General features: G+C 33.9%; 16 protein-coding genes and 2 other annotated features. Of the genes, 14 read left to right on the forward strand and 2 right to left on the reverse strand.

Annotation, left to right across the window (positions count from 1 at the left end; translation table 11 throughout):
• The first annotated feature begins 188 nt into the window (after nt 1–188).
• Together ACREWB_RS02035 and ACREWB_RS02040 are read left to right on the forward strand one after the other, a co-directional pair.
• Nucleotides 189–1,835 (forward strand): GGDEF domain-containing protein, encoded by a 1,647-nt coding sequence (locus tag ACREWB_RS02035; protein ID WP_431545816.1) that lies wholly within the window; start codon nt 189–191, stop codon nt 1,833–1,835.
• Nucleotides 1,836–1,929: 94 nt separating this feature from the next.
• Nucleotides 1,930–2,370, forward strand: a complete 441-nt coding sequence (locus tag ACREWB_RS02040) for a GatB/YqeY domain-containing protein (protein ID WP_431545817.1) — start codon at nt 1,930–1,932, stop codon at nt 2,368–2,370.
• A 43-nt stretch (nt 2,371–2,413) separates the two neighbouring features.
• Here ACREWB_RS02040 and greA read toward each other — a convergent pair whose 3' ends face one another.
• Nucleotides 2,414–2,878, reverse strand: coding sequence for a transcription elongation factor GreA (gene greA / locus ACREWB_RS02045; RefSeq protein ID WP_431545818.1), 465 nt, complete (start codon nt 2,876–2,878; stop codon nt 2,414–2,416).
• A 276-nt stretch (nt 2,879–3,154) separates the two neighbouring features.
• On the opposite strand from greA, the gene ACREWB_RS02050 reads away from it, so the two are divergent.
• Entirely contained in the window at nt 3,155–3,952 is a 798-nt protein-coding gene (locus ACREWB_RS02050; RefSeq protein ID WP_431545819.1) for a pyruvate, water dikinase regulatory protein, read from the forward strand.
• 36 nt (nt 3,953–3,988) lie between these two features.
• On the opposite strand, the gene ilvA is transcribed toward ACREWB_RS02050, so the two are convergent.
• Complete coding sequence (gene ilvA, locus ACREWB_RS02055; RefSeq protein ID WP_431545820.1) at nt 3,989–5,233, reverse strand: threonine ammonia-lyase; 1,245 nt, start codon at nt 5,231–5,233, stop codon at nt 3,989–3,991.
• 59 nt (nt 5,234–5,292) lie between these two features.
• Nucleotides 5,293–5,527 (reverse strand) — a binding site (T-box leader).
• A 585-nt stretch (nt 5,528–6,112) separates the two neighbouring features.
• Here ilvA and ilvC (ACREWB_RS02060) point away from each other — a divergent pair.
• The 11 genes from ilvC (ACREWB_RS02060) (at nt 6,113) to gltB (ending at nt 21,652) form a co-directional block, all read left to right on the forward strand.
• Nucleotides 6,113–7,105 carry a ketol-acid reductoisomerase gene (ilvC, locus tag ACREWB_RS02060; RefSeq protein WP_431545821.1) on the forward strand — a complete coding sequence of 331 codons (993 nt, stop codon included), beginning with the start codon at nt 6,113–6,115 and terminating at the stop codon, nt 7,103–7,105.
• A gap of 31 nt (nt 7,106–7,136) precedes the next feature.
• On the forward strand, nt 7,137–8,789 hold the full coding sequence (gene ilvB / locus ACREWB_RS02065; RefSeq protein WP_431545822.1) for a biosynthetic-type acetolactate synthase large subunit: 1,653 nt from the start codon (nt 7,137–7,139) through the stop codon (nt 8,787–8,789).
• A 16-nt stretch (nt 8,790–8,805) separates the two neighbouring features.
• Nucleotides 8,806–8,952, forward strand: coding sequence for a hypothetical protein (locus ACREWB_RS02070; RefSeq protein ID WP_431545823.1), 147 nt, complete (start codon nt 8,806–8,808; stop codon nt 8,950–8,952).
• Nucleotides 8,953–9,154: 202 nt separating this feature from the next.
• Nucleotides 9,155–9,370 (forward strand) — a binding site (T-box leader).
• 133 nt (nt 9,371–9,503) lie between these two features.
• On the forward strand, nt 9,504–10,499 hold the full coding sequence (ilvC, locus tag ACREWB_RS02075) for a ketol-acid reductoisomerase (protein ID WP_431545959.1): 996 nt from the start codon (nt 9,504–9,506) through the stop codon (nt 10,497–10,499).
• Nucleotides 10,500–10,547: 48 nt separating this feature from the next.
• Nucleotides 10,548–12,107, forward strand: coding sequence for a 2-isopropylmalate synthase (locus ACREWB_RS02080; protein ID WP_431545824.1), 1,560 nt, complete (start codon nt 10,548–10,550; stop codon nt 12,105–12,107).
• 46 nt (nt 12,108–12,153) lie between these two features.
• Complete coding sequence (gene leuC, locus ACREWB_RS02085; protein WP_431545825.1) at nt 12,154–13,422, forward strand: 3-isopropylmalate dehydratase large subunit; 1,269 nt, start codon at nt 12,154–12,156, stop codon at nt 13,420–13,422.
• On the forward strand, nt 13,416–13,910 hold the full coding sequence (gene leuD, locus ACREWB_RS02090) for a 3-isopropylmalate dehydratase small subunit (protein WP_431545826.1): 495 nt from the start codon (nt 13,416–13,418) through the stop codon (nt 13,908–13,910). The genes leuC and leuD overlap by 7 nt, the downstream gene beginning before the upstream one ends.
• Nucleotides 13,904–14,971, forward strand: coding sequence for a 3-isopropylmalate dehydrogenase (leuB, locus tag ACREWB_RS02095; protein WP_431545827.1), 1,068 nt, complete (start codon nt 13,904–13,906; stop codon nt 14,969–14,971). Before leuD ends, leuB begins: the two co-directional genes overlap by 7 nt.
• 18 nt (nt 14,972–14,989) lie before the next feature.
• On the forward strand, nt 14,990–16,600 hold the full coding sequence (gene ilvB, locus ACREWB_RS02100; RefSeq protein WP_431545828.1) for a biosynthetic-type acetolactate synthase large subunit: 1,611 nt from the start codon (nt 14,990–14,992) through the stop codon (nt 16,598–16,600).
• Nucleotides 16,601–16,616: 16 nt separating this feature from the next.
• Nucleotides 16,617–17,105 (forward strand): acetolactate synthase small subunit, encoded by a 489-nt coding sequence (gene ilvN, locus ACREWB_RS02105; RefSeq protein ID WP_431545829.1) that lies wholly within the window; start codon nt 16,617–16,619, stop codon nt 17,103–17,105.
• 26 nt (nt 17,106–17,131) lie between these two features.
• Nucleotides 17,132–21,652: a glutamate synthase large subunit gene (gltB, locus tag ACREWB_RS02110; RefSeq protein ID WP_431545830.1), complete on the forward strand. Its 4,521-nt coding sequence runs from the start codon at nt 17,132–17,134 to the stop codon at nt 21,650–21,652.
• Nucleotide 21,653 lies beyond the last annotated feature (1 nt).

Below are 21,653 nucleotides of genomic sequence, written 5' to 3' on the forward strand. Positions count from 1 at the left end.
TACAAATTGATACATAATAATTTATTTTACAAATTCTTCTTAAATAAAAAGGGGAAATATAGAATATGTAGAATAATTATATGTATAAACAAAATTATATTGCAAAATATAGAATTAATAAGAATAATTTTTAAATTATCTATGTGAAAAACCATGTAATAATTTAATGTAGAGAGAGGGTTATTATTATGGATATTTCAGAAGTAGTGATGGAAAAAGTTATAGAAGCGAGAAAGATTTTCTTAAATCAGCCAAGTCTTGCCTTTGATATGAGTAAAGAAGCTTATGATACTGCAAAGGCAAATAAGTTAAGACTTGAGGAAGGCCATGCATTGTTTGTTATGGCTTTAGCCTGTAGGTCAATGACAAAACTCAATGACTGTTTTAATTATGCCTTAGATGCTATTGAGATATTTAAGATTTATGATAATCCATCAAATATAGCAGAAACTTTGAATCTGATAGGAGTTGTGTATTTTTACAATGCAATGTATGAACCATCACTTGAGAAGTTCTTAAATGCATTACACCTCATAGAAAACACAGAAGAATATCTTAAAATGAGTAGAATATTGAACAATATAGGTGAAGTTTATAAAGAGGTGGGAAGTCTTGAAGAATCATTAATTTATTATGCCAAAGCATTAAAATTATGTGAAAAATATAATTATGCCAGTAATGCTGCAGTTATATTAGCAAATATGGGTGATATATATTTTATAAAAAAAAATTATGATTATAGTTTTAAATGTTATAAAAAAAGTTATAATATTCTATTGAAATATGATGATATAACTGCTCTTTCAGAGGTTGAAAATAAAATAGGGAATATTCATTTTATTCAGAAGGAATATGACAAGGCTAGATTGTATTATAAAAATGCTTTTGCTCAACTAGAGGAAATAGGAAATAAGTTTTTTTCAATAGATGTGCTTATAAGCTTTGCAGAACTTGAAATGAATGAAAATGAAGAACTTTTCTTAGTTTATATTGATAAAGCTATTACATATGGAGAAGAAATTAATGCAAGAAAAAAATTAAGTCAGATATATAAAATTGTAACTGATTTTTATGAAAGAAAAGGGGAATTTAGGTTATCACTTTTGTCTTATAAAAAGTATCATTTAATGGAACAGGAAATCGAAACTAGTGTGATTACACATAAGCTTGAAATAATAAAAATTGAACTTAGTAAATCATTCAGTGGAGAGGAAGTTCAAAAAATCACAAAATTAAATAAACAATTAGAAAGGGATATTGGATATAAAAACACACTACTTGATTCTATGGAAAGAACAAATAAAAATTTAAACGTTGAGGTGATTTCTGATGAACTTACCAATATAGCAAATAGGAGAGGAGTAAAGAGTTATCTCTCAAAGGTCTGGCAGGAGTGTAAAGTAAGGCCTGTTAATTTAGCACTTTTAATGATAGATATTGACTATTTTAAAAGATATAATGATTACCATGGCCACCTTGAAGGGGATATTTGTCTGAGAAAAATTGCAGATTGTTTAAAAAGTGTTTTTGAAAATAAACATGGAATACTTGGAAGATTTGGTGGAGAAGAATTCGTATGTTTTATTGAAGATAATGATTATATGGAAGTGCTTGATTTTACAGAACTTCTTCGAAGTTCTGTTGAGAAACTCGATATTAAATATAAATGGAATAATGAGAGTTATCCAGTAACTATAAGCATAGGAGGAAGTTATGGTTACAGTCCACATTGTAAGAGTTCAAATGAAATGTATTTAATTGCAGATGAGGAACTTTATAAAGCTAAAGATCTAGGTAGAAACAAAGTTTGTTTAAGGAATGAAAATATACTTTAAAAAAGAAGAATAACCACATTGCGTGGTAAAAGAAGACAAGTCACTCTTGTTATGTTTTCCATAAGGTGATAAAATTAGCAAGGAGGTGATTCATATGTTAAAGCAAACACTTAAAGACGATGTAATTAAATACATGAAGAGTAAAGATAAAATAAGACTAACTGCAATGAGAACCTTAATGGCAGACGTTAAAAATAAGGAAATGGATTTAAAGAGAGATCTTTCTGAAGATGAGTTAATAAGTATTATTGAAAAAACTATCAAACAGTTAAATGAAACTCTTGGTTATGCCAAACAGGCTAATAAAGCAGATAGTATAGCTGAAGCAGAAATTGCTATAGAAATGCTTAGTGTATATATGCCAAAACAATTTACTGATGATGAAGCTAAAGCTATTATACTTGAAGTTATTTCGCAAAATGGGTTTAGTGGTAGTAAAGACATGGGTAAAGTTATGAAGGCTGCTATGCCTAAATTAAAAGGAAAGTATGAGAGCAAGAAGGTAAGTCCTCTTGTAAATCAATTACTAGCATAAAAAAAGGATAGTGATGTATATCACTATCCTTAAATTTTTGAACCTAATAAATTTTTTCTATAAGTACTTCGTAATTACCTTGTGGAGATACAACAGTGCACTTTTCTCCGAGAGCCTTTTCATATATTGCCATGCCGAGAGGGGATTCAATACTTATGTTCATTAAATCTGGGTTAGTCTCTACGGTAGATACTAGGCGTACTTTTTCAGTATCATCTGTATCAAGAAATTTAATATCAGCTTGCCCGCCAAGACCTAAATGTTCATCATTACTGTAGTCATCTACTACTGTAGAGTTACGAATCAATTCTTGAATCTTAATTACTCTATCATTATTGGTTGCTTCATCATCTTTAGCCGCATCGTATTCTGCGTTCTCACTTAAATCACCATGTGATTTTGCTTCTTTAATAGCAGCTGTTATCTCTCTTCTTTTTTCGCCTGTAAGCAGTTCTAATTCATCTTCTAATTTTTTAAGTCCATTAGGTGTTAATATTGTATTTTTCATTTATTTTTCACTCCCAACAATTATTCGTATAAATATGTTTTCCATGTTCAAATATAGATAGGACATTACGATATATTATATCATATTTTCAGCGAATATATTGGTAATTATCTAAAATCCAATTATATCCTATGTACTTTTATAATATTCTTGTAGATAAGACTAATAATACATATTGAATTTATATTGTTTTTTATGGGCAAAATATTGATATAATTTTTATATGTTATAATAGTTTTATAATAAAATACAAAAGAAAGTAGATGATTTAAAAAAGTGTTAACAATATATGCAGTATCAGATTCAATTGGCGAAACAGCAGAACTCGTAGCTAAATCAGTAGCAAGTCAGTTTCCAGGGAATACAGTAGTTAAGAAAATACCATATATCAAAACAGCAGAGGATGTTAATGATTTAATTAGCAAAATAGATACTAATTCTAAAGCAATGATTGTTTCGACTATAATCATGGTAGATGTAAAAGAGTTTCTAGTTCAAAGATGCGCAGAAAAAGGAATCATTGTATCAAATATTTTAGGACCAGCAATAGGACTTGCGGCTAAGTTATTAGATAAGCAGCCAGAATATATGCCTGGTGCAATTTGGAACATGGATGAGGAATATTATAAAAGAATAGAGGCTATGGAGTTTGCTATACAATATGATGATAGTAGGGATTATAATGGATTAAAACATGCAGATGTAGTGCTTATTGGAGTTTCAAGAACTTCAAAAACGCCTCTATGTATGTATCTAGCTAATAAAGGGATAAAAGCAATAAATATACCACTAATGCCAGAAGTGCCTGTTCCAGAAGAACTATATAATATTCCTAGCAAAAAAATTATAGGACTTAATATAAATCCCTATGTGCTTATTGAAATAAGACAACACAGAATGGATAAATTCAACGGACTTACTTCTAGTTTTCAATATGCTAATGATGAAAGAATACTCGAGGAACTAGATTATGCAGAAAAAATAATGAAAAAGACAAGGTGTTTGAAAATTGATATTACCAAAAGAGCTATAGAGGACACTGCTTTAATTATTATGGATGCTTTAGGACAATAGGTGAAGCAGTAAAGTCTTCACCTACTTAACTATAAATCAATATATTTTATGGACCTTATAGCCCCCTTTGCTTAATTCATTAATAATAGTAGCTACGTGATCGTGACCATTTGTTTCCGTAGTAATTTCAAGTTGCACTTGCATAAAACGATCGTTAGTTTTAAATTGATTATGATCTAGCTTTACAACATTGGCATTTGCGTTTGCAAGGATTGTTGAGACTTTGACAAGCTCTCCTGGAATATCTGGCATTTCTATACTAAAGCAAAATAGTCTTCCTCTTGAAACAAGTCCTCTATCTATCATGGAGGATATTGTCACAACGTCAATATTACCACCACTTAAAACACAGGCGATCTTCTTACCCTTTTCTTGTATTTTTTTAAGCCCGGCAAAGGATAAGGCGCCTGAAGCTTCGGCAATAAGCTTGTGCTTTTCTAAAAGAAGAAGAAAGGATTCCATTATATCAAAATCTGAAACTGTTACAATCTCATCTACATAGTTTCTTATAATCTCAAAGGTCAGGGTTCCGGGTTTTTTAACAGCCACACCATCAGCTATAGTGCGAACTGTTGATAGGTGGACTATTTCATTACTGTCCATAGATTCCTTCATGGCTTTTGCACCTTCTGGTTCTACACCTATTATTTTAATCTTAGGATTCAATGCTTTTGCTGCAAGGGCAATGCCTGCAATTAAGCCGCCGCCACCAATAGGAACGAGAATACAGTCTATATCGTCTATTTCCTCTATAATTTCGCAAGCGATAGTTCCTTGACCATACATTACGTCTAAATCATCAAAAGGATGTATAAAAACATAATTGTTCTCCTTTTGTAATCTTTTTGCTTCTGTAAAAGCCTCATCATAACAATCTCCAAATAAAATTACATTTGCTCCATAGTTTTTTGTGGCTTCCACTTTAATAAGCGGTGTGGTTTTAGGCATTACAATAGTGGCATAAACACCTAGTTTTTGTGCTGAATACGCAACGCCTTGGGCGTGATTACCCGCAGAGGATGCAATTACACCTCTTTCTTTTTCAGAGTGAGTTAATGTACAAAGTTTATTGTAAGCTCCACGAATTTTAAAGGCCCCCGTAATTTGCAAATTTTCAGGCTTGATATAAACAGAATTTTGAGATTCATTACTAAAAACATCACTATATATGAGGGCTGTTTTTTTAGATACACCTTCTAAATTTATCTGTGCCTTTTTAATTTCTGAAAGATGAAATTCTAATTCTTGATTTAATGATGATTCTTTTGCTGTGTTTAACATATTAAACCTCCAGTTTGGTATTATATTTTGTAAAAAAAAAACTCGTCCTTGAATATAAATTCAAGGACGAGTGTAAATCGCGGTACCACCTTTATTGTATCTTAAAAAAAGATACCTCTCTTTTCGGTTCTTACAAACCTAAGCCTTTTATCGGGGCTCACCGGCTTATCTTAGTTTATTCAGATAAGCAGCTCGGGAGTGATTTGTATTCTATATCCAGTATCGACTTTCAGCAAACATCGACTCTCTGCAACTGAAGGTAATAAAAATAGCTATCTCCGTCTTCACAATAATAATATATTTGATTTTAATGAAAATCTTAGCATTAATTATTTGTAATGTCAATAGAAAAAATAAAAAAAACTGTAATTTATTAGTTCGTTTTTAAAAAAATGCAAAAGACAGAAAATTTAAAAAAAAGAAATAATGGTGTTGACAAATTGCTTTATTGCATATATACTAAAAAACAACAGAATAAATAAAGCTATGACGGAGAGAAAAATATTAGGGCTGAAACTACAGAGAACCAACGTTTGATGAGAGTTGGTGTGATGCGGATATGTAATGATCACTCTTGAGCTTCTGAGTTGAACTTGAAACTATTGTGATGACAAATTGCAAAAAAAATATCAATCACAAAATGTGCAGTTTGGCATTAAGTAAACGAAGACGGTTGCCTCCGATATAGGGCTATGGTTAAAGAACTTAATTTTAATGATATTTTCTATTCTTTTGACCAAAAATAATGAGGTGATTTATAATAAGAAATCACGAATTAGGGTGGTACCACGAATCTTTCGTCCCTATAAACATAGTTAGATATGTGTTTATAGGGATGGAAGATTTTTTATTTATCCAAAAATAAGGGGGGGAATTTAAATGGCTAAAATGTATTATGATGGTGATGCGGATTTAGATTTATTAAAAGGTAAAAAGGTTGCAGTTGTGGGATATGGTAGTCAAGGGCATGCTCATGCACTCAATTTAAAAGAAAGTGGAGTAAATGTTGTTGTTGGTTTATATAAGGGTAGCAAATCATGGAATAAGGCATTGGAAGCAGGTCTTGAAGTTTTGGAGGTATGCGACGCAACAAAGTGCAGTAATGTAATAATGGTACTTGCTCCTGATGAAATGCAGAGTAAAATTTATAAGGAGAGCATTGCGCCAAATTTAAAAGAAGGAGATGCACTAGTCTTTGCACATGGGTTTAATATTCACTTTAATCAGATTACGCCTCCTGAAAATGTAGATGTATTTATGGTAGCACCAAAAGGTCCTGGACACCTAGTAAGAAGAGTGTATCAAGAAGGAAAAGGTGTTCCGGCACTAATTGCGGTATACCAAGATTACAGCGGACGCGCAAAAGAATTTGCACTTGCTTATGCAAAAGGAATAGGAGCTACAAAAGCCGGTGTGCTTGAAACTACTTTCAAAGAGGAAACTGAAACTGATTTATTTGGTGAACAGGCAGTTTTATGTGGAGGAGTTACAGAACTTATTAAAGCAGGGTTCGATACGCTTACAAATGCAGGCTACCAAAAGGAAATTGCTTATTTTGAGTGTCTTCATGAACTAAAGCTTATTGTGGATTTATTGTATGAAGGTGGATTTGAAAATATGAGATACAGCGTTAGTGACACAGCTGAATATGGAGATTATATGGTGGGTAAAAGGATTATAAATCAGGATACCAGAAAAGAAATGGCAAAGGTACTCACAGAAATACAAAATGGAGAATTTGCAAGGGATTGGTTAATGGAAAACCAAATCAACAGACCTAACTTTAGTGCAATAAAAAGAATAGAACTTGAACATCCACTTGTGGCTGTAGGTAAAGAGTTAAGAAGCATGATGTCTTGGATTAAAAAGTAAAAATAATCTGTTTTGAAAAGAAGGTGAAAAAATGCTACTAAGTGGAGCTCAAATTTTACTTAAGTGTTTAAAAGAGCAAGATGCAAATGTTATTTTTGGATATCCTGGTGGGTCTGTGATTCCACTATATGATGCGCTTTATGATGAAATGGATTATTTCACACATATTAGGACGGCTCATGAACAGGCGGCAGTTCATGCCTCAGATGGATATGCAAGAGCTACAGGTAAGGTTGGAGTTTGTATTGTAACCTCTGGACCGGGTGCCACCAATACCATTACAGGAATTGCTACGGCTTACATGGATTCTATTCCTATGGTTGTATTTACAGGGCAAGTTCCAAGGAGTTTGCTTGGAAAGGATTCTTTTCAGGAAATAGATATAATGGGGATTACTTTGTCCATAACGAAGCACAATTTTATTGTGAAAGATGAAAATAATTTAGCCACTACAGTAAGAGAAGCTTTTAAAATAGCAAGAAGTGGAAGGCCGGGACCAGTGCTTGTGGATATTCCAAAAGATGTTTTCCTTAGCTTTGCCGAATATGAAAAGGTGGAAGTGAATCATGGAAAACAAGAAGTAGTGCCTGTAGATATGAAAAAAATACAGGAAGTAGCTGAAATGATTGAGAATGCAAAAAGGCCAATAATTTATGCTGGTGGTGGAATAAAAATAGGCAATGCTTCAGTGTCACTGTGTAAATTCGCAAAAATAGGGGACATTCCTGTTGCCAATACACTTATGGGCCTAGGGACTATTCCAAGAAATCATGAATTGTCGTTAGGAATGGTAGGGATGCACGGGTCCTTTGAAGCAAATTTAGCAGTTACAAATAGTGATTTAGTTATAGCAATTGGTGCACGTTTTAGTGATAGGGTAATTGGAAAAGCAGAGGCTTTTGCTCCAAAAGCAAAGATTATTCATATTGATATTGATGAGTCGGAGATAGATAAAAACAAGGTAGTGGATTTATGTTTAGTTGGAGATGTGAATACAATTTTAGAAACTTTACTTTGTTATATGGATCAAAAGGATAGAAAATCTTGGCATAAGGAGATTGCAAAATGGAAAAAACCACCTAAGAGCTCAGATGGATTTACACATAAAAGTATACTCAAGTGTTTAAATGAAGCTCTTGAGGAAGATATAATTGTTACTACAGACGTTGGACAACATCAAATGTGGACTGCGCAACAATGGAAATTTAAGAAACCTAGGACATTTATCACCTCAGGTGGCCTTGGAACAATGGGATTTGGAATGGGTGCCGCCATCGGAAGCCAAATGGGAAATTTGGATAAAAGGGTGCTTTTAATAACTGGAGATGGTAGTTTTAGAATGGGTTGTAATGAACTTCAGACAATTTCAAAGTATAAGCTTCCCATAGTTACTGTTATTATGAATAATCATGCCTTAGGACTTGTAAGGCAGTGGCAGAAAATGTTCTGTAAGGCAAGATATTCACAAACAGATATCGGGGATGAAGTAAACTATGTAAAGCTTGCAGAAGCCTATGGCATTGAAGGATACAAGGTTACAACTATGCAGGAATTAAAAAATGCTCTTGAAATCGTAAAATCAGGAACAAAGCCTATATTAATTGATTGTGTAATAGATAAAGATGAAGGTGTATATCCAATTGTACCGCCAGGCAAATCTATTCAAGAATTAGTTTTAGAATAAAAGGGGGGCTATTAAAATGTTGAATATAAATGAAAAAGTGGAATATAAGGAAGAAGTAGAAGAGAATTTTGGGGAAGATACAAATAATCAATATGAATTTTACAATTCAAATTATAGTGTAAATTTTTTTGGAGCAGGACCTGGTACAGAAGACTTTCAATAAAATAATAAATTTTAGTAGTAAATGTTGACAAATTAAAGTTCATAAAGTATACTAGGCTACAATATAAAAATTAATTAAATATTGTAAAAAACGATGAACAAAAATAGAAATATTGCATATTCTATAGAAAATGACTTGTAATATCTTTTATTTAAATGCAAAATGAAATATTCAGAGAATAAAAAATCAAATTTAATATAATTTAAAAACTATGATAGGACTAGTAAACGTCTTTAATATTTCACAGAGAGTGGGGATTGGTGTGAACCCATAAATGTTAGACGTTGAATCTCACCCTTGAGTTGTAAGCTGAAAACATTATATGTCGTAAGCTGTTCCGGTGTATAAATAGTATATATCGTTAAAAAATGAAGATATAAAAATGGGTGGTACCGCGATAGACTTTTTCGCCCCAACGGGCAGGAGGTCTATTTTTTATACTCAAAATTCAAGTAAATATGTTATTTGATGATATAAAAGATTCTGTAGAAGTGTTAATGCAGCTTTTATATTTATTTAAAATAAAAAATAAAAAATATGGGGGAATTAAAATGTCGAAAATGTATTATGATAAAGACGCAAATTTAGAATTATTAGTTGGAAAGAAAGTGGCTATTATCGGGTATGGTAGCCAAGGTCATGCACATGCACTAAATTTAAAAGCTAGTGGTGTGGATGTGTGTGTAGGTTTGTACAGAGGTAGTAAATCATGGAGTGTAGCTGAGGAAGCTGGGCTTTGCGTAATGGAATCTAGTGATGCAGCTAAAGCATCAGATTTTATAATGATGCTTGTTCCAGATGAAAAGCAAGGTAAAATCTATAAGGAGTGCATAGAACCAAATCTAACAAGTGGTAAGGCACTGATTTTTGCCCATGGATTTAGTATACATTTTGGACAAATTAAGCCACCAGCAGATGTAGATATATTTATGATAGCACCAAAGGGACCAGGACATACGGTAAGAAGCCAATTTGTGGAAGGTAAAGGCGTTCCTTGTTTAATTGCTGTACAACAAGATTTTACAGGAGTGGCTAAAGATTATGCGCTAGCATATGCAAAGGGTCTAGGAGGAGGAAGGGCTGGCATTCTAGAAACTTCTTTCAGAGAAGAAACAGAAACAGATCTTTTTGGAGAACAGGCAGTACTTTGTGGGGGAGTAACAGCATTAATAAAAGCAGGATTTAACACATTAGTAGAAGCGGGATATCAGCCTGAAATAGCTTATTTTGAATGTTGTCATGAATTAAAACTTATTGTAGATCTTATTAATCAAGGAGGCCTTGGATATATGAGGTACTCAATCAGTGATACTGCAGAATATGGTGATTATGTAGTTGGAGATAGAATTGTTACAGATGATACAAAAAAAGAAATGAAAAAAGTATTAACTGAAATTCAAAATGGAACCTTCGCTAAAAACTGGATGCTTGAAAATCAAGTAAATAAACCTTATTTTAATGCGGTAAGAAGAATGGAGTCAGAACAAAAAATTGAAGTAGTTGGAAAAGAGCTTAGAAAAATGATGTCTTGGATCAAAAGTAAATAAAAGTTATCCAAAGCAATTTTATGTTATGTAATACAAGGAGGGATTAATATGGGGGAAAAAGAAGTAAAGAAAATATTTATCTTTGATACTACATTACGTGATGGAGAACAAACTCCGGGAGTCAGCCTGAATGTAGAAGAAAAATTAGAAATTGCAAGAGCACTACAGAAACTTGGAGTAGATGTAATTGAGGCTGGATTTCCAATTGCCTCGGATGGTGACTTTGAAGGAGTTAAGACAATTGCAAAAATAATAAAGGGGCCTGTAATTACAGCCCTTGCAAGGGCTACTAAAAAAGACATAGATAGAGCTTGGGAGGCTATAAAATATTCTAAGACTCCTAGAATTCATACTTTTCTTGCTACCTCCGATATTCATATGGAATTTAAGTTAAAGATGACTAAAGAAGAAGTATTAAGTAGAGCAGTTGAGATGGTTAGATATGCAAAGTCATTATGTCCTAGTGTTGAATTTTCACCTGAGGACGGAACAAGAACAGATACGGCTTTCTTATATAAAATACTAGAGTCTGTCATTGATGCAGGGGCAGATGTAGTGAATATACCAGATACAGTAGGGTATACCACACCTTTAGAGTACGGGGCATTAATTGCAGGAGTTAAAAAAAATGTACCTAATATAGATAAGGCAATTATAAGTGTACATTGTCATAATGATTTAGGACTTGCAGTGGCCAATTCGCTTGCAGCGATGGAGAATGGTGCCGCGCAAATAGAGTGTGCAATGAATGGTTTGGGTGAGAGAGCGGGAAATGCATCCCTTGAAGAATTGGTTATGGCTTTAAAAACTCGCAGCGATTATTTCAAATTTGAAACAAATGTTATTTCAGAAGAACTTACGCGTACTAGTAGCTTAGTTAGTCATATGACAGGTATTCAAGTTCAACCGAATAAAGCAATTGTAGGTGCTAATGCATTTGCTCATGAATCGGGGATTCATCAGCATGGTGTATTAAATAATAGGGAAACTTATGAAATTATGACCCCTGAATCTGTAGGACTGAAGAAAAGTTTGCTTGTGCTTGGAAAACATTCTGGACGTCATGCTTTTGAAGATAGGTTAAAACACTTAGGTTATTTGAATTTAAGTTCAGAAAAAATTAATGAGGCATTCCTCAGTTTTAAGGAATTGGCGGATAAAAAGAAGGCAGTATCTGACAATGATATTGAAGCTATGGTAAGAGAAGAAGCTGTTAAAATACCAGAATACTTTAAACTTGAGTATTTTAGGATTGTAAGTGGCAATGGAATAGCTTCAACTTCAACAGTAAAAGTTTTCTTTGAAAATAACTTAGTAGAACAAGTTTCTAACGGATATGGACCTGTAGATGCTACCTTCAATGCAATTGAAAAAGCCATAGGAGTGAATATAGTTCTTATAGATTACTATTTAAAAGCTATTGGCGGCGGACGGGATGCCCTGGGAGAAGTTATAGTGAAAATTGAAAAAGATGGCAACATTTATGTAGGAAATGGAATAAGCACAGATATTGTAGAAGCAAGTGCAAAAGCCTTTGTTAATGCTATTAATAAATCCTATTATAAAGTAGCTTTAGAAAATTATGATTATAGCGCTATAAATCAATAAATCATGTGTTGTGAAGTAAGAGTATGGCAGAAAGGGGAACTGTAAAATGGGTATGACGATGACACAGAAAATTTTGGCTGTCCATGCTGGCTTAGAGAATGTAAAGCCGGGGCAACTTATAAAAGTTAAATTAGATTTGGTCCTTGGAAATGATATTACTACTCCTGTAGCTATTAATGAATTTAGAAAAATAGGTGTGAAGGCAGTTTTTGATAAGAAAAAGATTGCCATTGTACCAGATCACTTTACGCCAAATAAAGATATAAAATCCGCAGAGCAGTGTAAGTGTACTCGTGAATTTGCAAGAGAAATGGAAATAGAAAACTATTTTGAAATAGGTCAAATGGGAATTGAACATGCACTAATTCCTGAAAAAGGATTGGTTGTTTGCGGAGATGTAGTTATAGGAGCAGATTCACATACTTGTACCTATGGAGCTCTCGGCGCTTTTTCTACAGGGATTGGAAGTACAGATATGGCAGCTGGAATGGCCACGGGAGAAGCTTGGTTTAAGGTTCCCGAAGCAATAAAATTTGTATTAAAAGGTAAGTTATCACCTTGGGTTTGTGGAAAAGATGTTATCTTACACATAATAGGTAAAATAGGGGTAGACGGTGCTCTCTATAATTCAATGGAGTTTGTTGGAGAAGGAATATCCGCACTTTCTATAGATGATCGTTTTACTATGGCCAATATGGTAATAGAAGCTGGTGCTAAAAATGGCATTTTCCCAGTAGATGAAAAAACAATAGAATATGTAGAAAGTCACTCGAAAAGGGAGTATATCATATATAAGGCGGATGAGGATGCAAACTATATTAAAACCATTGAAGTAGATTTGTGTAGCATTCGTCCAACAGTAGCCTTCCCACATCTTCCAGAAAACACAAAAACCATTGATGAAGTTCCAGAAGTTTTAATAGATCAGGTAGTAATTGGTTCTTGTACTAATGGAAGAATAGAAGATTTAAGAATGGCAGCTAAGGTATTAAAAGGACGAAAAGTTCATCAAAGAATAAGAGCTATCGTTATCCCTGCAACTCAAAACATATACCTACAGGCTATGAAAGAAGGGCTTTTAGAAATATTTATTGAAGCAGGCTGCGTTGTAAGTACACCAACCTGTGGCCCTTGTCTTGGAGGACATATGGGGGTTCTTGCAAAGGGCGAGCGGGCGATAGCAACTACCAATCGAAATTTTGTAGGAAGAATGGGACATCCTTTAAGTGAAGTATATCTTTCTAGTCCAGCAGTAGCAGCGGCTTCTGCAATCACCGGGAAAATTTCTTCTCCTGAGGAGGTAGCTAAATGGTAAAGGGAAATGCAATAAAATATGGGAAAAATGTTGATACAGACGTTATTATACCAGCAAGATACTTAAGTAGCAGTGACCCGAAAGAGTTAGCGCTTCATTGCATGGAAGATATAGATGTAAATTTTAGTAAAAAAGTTCGGAGTGGAGACATTATTGTAGCAGGAAAGAATTTTGGTTGTGGTTCATCTAGAGAACATGCCCCACTAGCAATTAAAGCTTCTGGAATCTCTTGTATAATAGCTGAAAATTTTGCGAGAATCTTTTATAGAAATGCTATAAATATAGGTCTGCCTATTATGGAAAGTGAAGAAGCAGCTAGAGATATAGATGAAGGAAATGAAATTCAAGTGGATTTTAATAGTGGAATAATAAAAAATATCACAAAAAATAGAACTTATAATGCTGAGCCCTTCCCCGAATTTATGATGGAAATTATAAGTGCAGAAGGTTTAATAAACTATATTGTAAAAGAGGCGAGTGAATGTTAAAGATAGTTACATTACCTGGAGATGGAATTGGTCCGGAAGTTATTAAACAAGCAGTTAAAGTTCTTGAGGCAGTTTCTAATAAATATAAGTGCCCCATTGAAATAAAAGAAGCATTACTAGGTGGAGCTGCTATAGAGAAAACGGGAAAACCATTACCTAAGGATACCATTGATATTTGTAATAAAAGTAATGCTGTGCTTCTGGGTGCTGTAGGAGGACCTAAATGGGATTCACTACCAGGTAAGTTACGACCTGAAACTGGACTTCTACAAATAAGAAAAGAATTAGGTGTATTTGCAAATTTGAGACCAGCTATTCTTTTTCCTAAGTTAAAATCTGCATCTAATTTAAAGGAAGAAATATTAGGTGATAATTTAAATATTATGATAGTAAGAGAATTAATTGGTGGGGCCTATTTTGGAGAAAAAAAACGAGTTGACATAGAAAATGGACAAAAGGCCTGGGATGTAATTGAGTATTCAACATATGAAATAGAAAGAATTACAAAAATAGCTTTTGAAATTGCCAGAGGAAGAAATAAAAAACTAACTTTAGTAGATAAAGCTAATGTGCTTGAAAGTTCTAAACTTTGGAGAGAAGTAGTAAAGTCTGTTTCTGAAAATTATAGGGATGTAGAATTAAATTACATGTATGTAGACAATGCAGCAATGCAACTTATCCGTGATCCACATCAATTTGATGTGATTGTTACAGAAAATATGTTTGGGGATATTTTAAGTGATGAAGCTTCAATGCTTACTGGATCTTTAGGAATGTTACCATCTGCAAGCCTTGGTATTACTTCTGTTGGATTATACGAACCTATTCATGGATCTGCACCAGATATAGAGGGGCAAGATAAAGCTAATCCAATAGGTGCTATAATGAGCGTTTCCATGATGTTTCGATACAGCTTTAAGATGGAGGATATTGCAAAAGCAATAGAAAATTCAGTTTATAAAACTTTAGATATGGGGTATCGCACTATAGATATAATGCAGCCAGGTATGAAATGTACTGGAACAGAAAAAATGGGGGATTATATAGCAGAAAATCTATAAAACTTAAGGGGGCACAAAATGAAAGCTGCGGTGGTGATAATTAAATGTTTAGAAAATGAAAATGTAAAAGTAGTGTTTGGATACCCAGGGGTACCGGTTACGCCTTTATATGATGCGTTAAGGGACTCTGAAATAGAACATATATTGGTAAGACATGAACAAGCAGCAGGGCATAGTGCTAGTGGCTATGCTAGAGCAACAAGATCTATAGGCGTATGCATAGCAAGTTCTGGACCTGGAGCTATTAATCTTATAACTGGAATAGCTACTGCATATGCGGACTCTATCCCTATGATAGCAATAACTGGTCAAGTTAGAACAGATTTAATAGGAAAAGATGTGTTTCAAGAAGCAGATATTGTTGGGGCAACAGATTCTTTTACAAAGCATAGTTATCTTGTTAAAGATGCAAAGGACATTCCGCGAATCATGAAAGAGGCCTTCTATATAGCAAAGACTGGAAGACCTGGACCGGTGATAGTGGATATTCCACTTGATATTCAAAATACGGAAATGGAATTTGAATATCCTAAAGAAGTGAATATAAGAGGATATAAGCCCACTGTAAATGGTCATAAGGGACAAATAAAAAAAACATTAGAGAAAATTAAAAACAGTGTGAAGCCTCTTATTTGTGTAGGCGGTGGCGTTATGGCTGCAAATGCTGAGAGTGAATTAATAGAATTTGTAGAAAAATCTAAAATTCCAATGGTGCATACATTAATGGGTAAGGATGGAATATCCTCAAAATATCCATATAATGTAGGGTTAATTGGATCTCATGGTTTTAAATATGCAAATAAGGCCATAGCTGAGGCAGATGTTTTAATTCTTGTTGGAACTAGGGTTGCTGATAGAGCAACAGGAGATTCTAAGAGCTTTGCAAAAGTGGCAGATATTATTCATATCGATGTTGATCCAGCAGAAATAGGTAAAAACCTTAGTGCTCATATTCCTGTAGTTGGAGATTGTAAAAAAATTTTACAACAACTTACTGAAGGGATAACAGAAATAGATACGAAAAATTGGCTTTGCGAGATTGCTACTTGGAAAGAAAAATATGCAAAAAATAGAGATACAAAGGAAAAAGTTAATCCGAAATATGCTTTAGAACTATTATCCGAAATGATAGAAGAAGATGCTATTGTTACTGCAGATGTAGGTCAAAATCAAATTTGGACTTGTCATTATCTTGATATGGTAGGGGAACGGAGATTTTTAACAAGTGGTGGACTAGGAACAATGGGGTATTCAATTCCTGCCTCTGTTGGATGTAAATTGGCTTTTCCAGATAGAAGAGTTGTTGCAGTAATGGGGGATGGAAGTTTTCAAATGAGTATGTTTGAACTTGGAACTATAGCGCAAAATCATTTGAAGATAATATTATTGCTATTTAACAATTCAAATCTTGGAATGGTTCGAGAGTATCAAAATAGTGTTTATAAAAATACTTATGGTGTTAGTTTATCGGAAAACCCTGATTTTGTTAAATTAGTAGAAGCTTATGGGCTTTGCGGAAAAAGAGTTAACTCTAATGCAGAATTAAAAGGAGCTCTTGAAGAAGCTTTGAAAAGTGATAAAACTTTTTTGATAGAATGTATTGTAGATGCCGAAGAGAGCACGTTATAGAAGGGAGTGAAAAGTTATGGGTAAATATATTTTATCTGTTTTAGTAGAGAATCATCCAGGGGTATTAAGTAAAATATCCGGTTTGTTCACCCGTAGAGGGTATAATATTGATAGCTTAAGTGTGAGCATTACTGAAGAGCCAAGTATCTCCCGAATGACTATCGTGCTTCAAGGTGACGCACAAATCACTGAACAAATTGTAAAGCAACTAAATAAACTTATAGATGTAATAAAAATATTGGAGCTAAATCATGAAAAAACTGTTACCAGGGAATTGGCGCTTATAAAAGTAACTGCAGATCAAAGTAAAAGGTCGGCGGTTACAGAGATGGTGAATATATTTAGATGTAATATTATTGATATGGATGCAAAGAGTATGATTATTGAAATAACTGGGGATGAAGAAAAGGTATCTGCCTTCATTGAACTTATAAGACCATATGGAATTAAAGAAGTTGTCCGTACGGGCCTTGTAGCGTTACAAAGAGGATCAGAAATGTATTAATACCACTTAAATGGAGGCGTAAAAATATGCAAAATAAAAGAGGATTACCTTTAAAACAAGGATTGTATGATCCGCAATTTGAAAAAGATAGTTGTGGAGTTGGATTTATAGCCAATATCAAAGGGGAAAAATCTCATGGTATTGTAAAAAAAGGTTTGAAGGTTTTGATGAATATGTCTCATCGTGGTGCGGTAGGTTCTGATCCAAATACAGGCGATGGAGCAGGAATTATGGTTCAAATTCCGGATGAGTTTTTAAAGATATGTTGCGATAACTTAGGAATAGAACTTCCTAAAAACTCAGAATATGGTGTGGGTATGCTTTTTTTACCTAAAGAACCTGCAATAAGATATCAGTGCGAGGGTATCCTTGAAAGAGTAGCACAAGAAGAGAATGTTAAGGTTATAGGCTGGAGATCTGTGCCTACTGATAATAGAGTATTGGGAGAAACTGCTAAGGGAACTGAACCCGTAATTAGACAAGCTTTTCTTGAAAGAGTGAATTGTAGCCAAGATGAGTTTGAACAAAAATTATATATTATCAGGAAAAGAACAGAGAATGAAGTAAACAGACTTATTAAAAGGAACGCAGATTGTTTTTATATATGCAGTTTATCCAGTAAAACAATTATTTATAAGGGATTACTTCTTCCAAAGCAAATAAGAAAATATTATTTAGATCTAAATGATATAAATTTTAAGAGTGCTATAGCACTTGTACACCAAAGATTTAGTACTAATACATTCCCTACTTGGGATTTAGCACAACCTTTTCGATATTTAGCACATAATGGTGAGATTAATACCATTAGAGGAAATAGAAATTGGGCAAATGCAAGAGAGGGTGTTTTTAAATCTAAAGTTTATGGTGAGAATATATCTAAACTCTTTCCTATTATTAACACAAAAGGTAGCGATTCTGCATCACTAGATAACATGTTTGAATTTATAAAAATGGATGGTAGAAGTAATGCACACTCAATGATGATGCTTATTCCTGAGGCATGGGAAAAAAATACATCTATGCCATCTTACAAAAAAGCATTTTATGAATATCATGCTTCTATGGTTGAACCTTGGGACGGACCTGCAGCAGTTTTCTTTTCAGATGGGACACAAGTTGGAGCAACGCTAGATAGGAATGGATTAAGACCTGCTAAATATGTTATTACGAAAGATAATATAGTTATAATGGCTTCAGAACTTGGCGTTCTTGCAATTGAACCAGAGCAAATATTAAAAAAAGGAAGACTAGAACCAGGGAAGATGTTTTTGGTGGATACAAAACAGGGAATAATTAAGGAAGATGAAGATATCAAAGAAGAGATTTGCAAAGCAGAACCTTATGAGAAATTACTCCAAATAAATAAGTATACACTAGATGATTTCCATGAAGGGGAAGTAAATACAATTATAAATTCTGAAAGTCTCAGAGAAAAGCAACAAGCATTTGGATATAGTATGGAGGACGTAACTAAAATTATAAAGTGTATGGCACAGACGGGACAAGAACCAATCGGTTCAATGGGAAATGACACGCCTCTTGCAGTACTTTCTAATAAACCGCAATTATTATTTTCATATTTTAGACAATTATTTGCACAAGTTACCAACCCGCCTATTGATTCTCTTCGTGAAGGAATTGTTATGTCTCTCACCAATTATATAGGTTGTCAGCAAAATCTTTTAAAAGATGATTCATTACAGCACCCTTTTATTAAAATTGACACACCTATTCTGTCAAATGAAGATATAGCAAAAATTAAAAAAATAAGAAACAAAGATTTTAAAGCAACCACTATTCCAATTACTTTTAAATATGATAGTGGAATAAATGGATTCAAGGAGGCGCTAGAGCTAATTTGTAAGCGGGCTTCTAAAAGAATTCAAGAAGGTTATAATATAATTATTTTGAGTGACAAAAAAATAGATGGCTATGAAGCTGCTATACCAAGTCTTCTTGCAGTTTCCAGTATACACCAACATTTAATTGCGGAAAAAACAAGGACAAGAGTAGCTATAATAATTGAAACAGGAGAAGCAAGAGAAACTACACATTTTGCACTTCTTACAGCCTATGGTGCCTCTGCAATAAATCCATATCTATCTTTTGAAACTATAGGAGATATGGTAGATAAAGGCGAAATTAAAGAAGTAGATGCTAAGATGGCAATTGTTAACTATATAAATGCAATCAATAAAGGGCTTTTAAAAATTCTATCTAAGATGGGTATTTGTACGATGCAAAGTTATCATGGAGCACAAGTATTTGAGACCCTTGGAATTAATGAAGATGTAATAAATAAATATTTTGGAGGCAACCCTGCTAGAATTGGTGGAATAGGAATAGATACCATTGCAAAAGAAGTATTAATGAGACATAATACAGCTTTTAATAGACTTAGAAGAACAAATTCTGAGTTAGAAGTTGGTGGATTATATTCATGGAGGAGCAATGGAGAATTCCATTTGTTTAATCCTGAAAGTATATATAAGCTCCAATTTGCTACTAAAACTAACAATTATGAAGTTTATAAAGAATATGCAAAGTTAATAAATGAGCAAAGCAAGAATTTATGTACAATTAGAGGATTGTTTGAATTCACGCAGGGACATGCAATCCCTATAGAAGAAGTAGAACCAATCAGCGAAATTATAAAAAGATTTTGTACTGGTGCCATGTCCATAGGATCTATAAGTAAGGAAGCTCATGAGAGTATAGCAATTGCAATGAACCGACTTGGGGGAAAAAGCAATAGCGGTGAAGGTGGCGAAGATGAAACAAGATTTGTAGTGGATAATAATGGAGATGACAAAAGAAGTGCAATAAAGCAGGTGTCTACTGGGCGTTTTGGAGTTAATACCAATTATCTTGTAAATGCAGATGAACTTCAGATTAAAGTAGCGCAAGGTGCAAAACCTGGTGAGGGTGGGCATTTGCCAGGCAAAAAAGTAAATGAGTATATAGCGAAAATCAGAAATTCAACACCAGGAATAGATTTAATATCCCCAGCACCCCACCATGATATTTATTCTATAGAAGATTTAGCACAACTTATATATGACTTAAAATGTGTAAATCCTGAAAGTAGAATTAGTGTTAAACTTGTTTCGGAAATAGGAATTGGTACCATTGCAGCAGGGGTTGTTAAAGCCCACGCTGATATGATCCTTATTAGTGGTCATGATGGGGGGACCGGAGCAGCGCCGCTTTCATCTATAAGAAATGCAGGAATACCTTGGGAGATTGGGCTGTCTGAGACGCATCAAACATTGTTACTCAATAATTTAAGAAGTAGAGTGACCCTGCAAACAGATGGACAATTAAAGACCGGTAAAGACGTTGTAGTTGCTGCACTTCTGGGAGCAGAAGAATTTGGTTTTGCAACTACAGCCTTAGTGGTAATGGGATGTACCATGCTACGGAATTGTCATTGCAATACTTGTGATATGGGATGTGCGACGCAAGATGTGGAGCTGAGAAAGAATTTTAAAGGCAAACCAGAATATTTAATGCGCTTCCTTACATTTGTGGCATCTGAGGTAAGAGAATATATGGCTGAACTTGGATTTAGAAACATGAATGAAATGATCGGAAGAACCGACAAAATGAAAGTAAATAAGAGTATAGATCACTTTAAGGCAAATGATTTAGATTTGTCAAGCATATTATATAGACCTTATATGCCCAAAAGAATAAAACCATATTGCGTAATGAAACAAGAACATGGTATTGATAGTGCAATGGATCATACACTAATAGCAATGGCACAGCCGGCGTTAGATGATGAAAAAAATGTAAGAGGAAGTTTAGAGATTAAAAATGTTCACAGAAGTGTAGGGGCAATGTTAAGTGGAAAGATTGCTACAAAGTATGGTGCAATTGGGCTTAAAGAGGATACAATTGTTTTCAATTTCACCGGTTCAGCAGGACAGAGTTTTGGAGCCTTTGGCGTAGCAGGGTTAACTTTAATACTTGAAGGTGAAGCCAATGATTACGTAGGAAAGGGGTTATCTGGAGCTAAAATTGTAATAAAAGCGCCTAGTAGTGCTACATTTAAACCAGAAGAAAATTATATAGCTGGAAATACAATTTTATATGGAGCAACTAGTGGTAAATTATTTGTAAGTGGTCTAGCTGGAGAACGATTTGCAGTAAGAAATAGTGGAGCTACGGCGGTTGTAGAAGGTGTTGGAGATCACTGCTGTGAATATATGACAGGCGGTACTGTGGTTGTATTAGGCGATTTCGGACAAAATTTTGGTGGCGGAATGAGCGGTGGTATAGCATATATTCTTAATGAAGATGAAAATTTTAAGCAAAAGGTAAACATGAAAATGTTAGAAATTGATGCATTAAGTAAAGATGAAACAACAATATTATATGATTTAATTAAAGAACATTATGAATATACAAATAGTATGAGAGCAAAAGTTATAATAGAAAATTGGAAAAAATATTCCGGTATGTTTAAAAGAGTCATTCCACCAGCGTATAAATTAATTTTAGAGCAAAAGAAAAAAATGTCCCAGATTGAGGGGGTGTAAG

Source organism: Clostridium sp. (genome assembly GCF_050717635.1).
Taxonomy (GTDB): domain Bacteria; phylum Bacillota; class Clostridia; order Clostridiales; family Clostridiaceae; genus Clostridium_AD.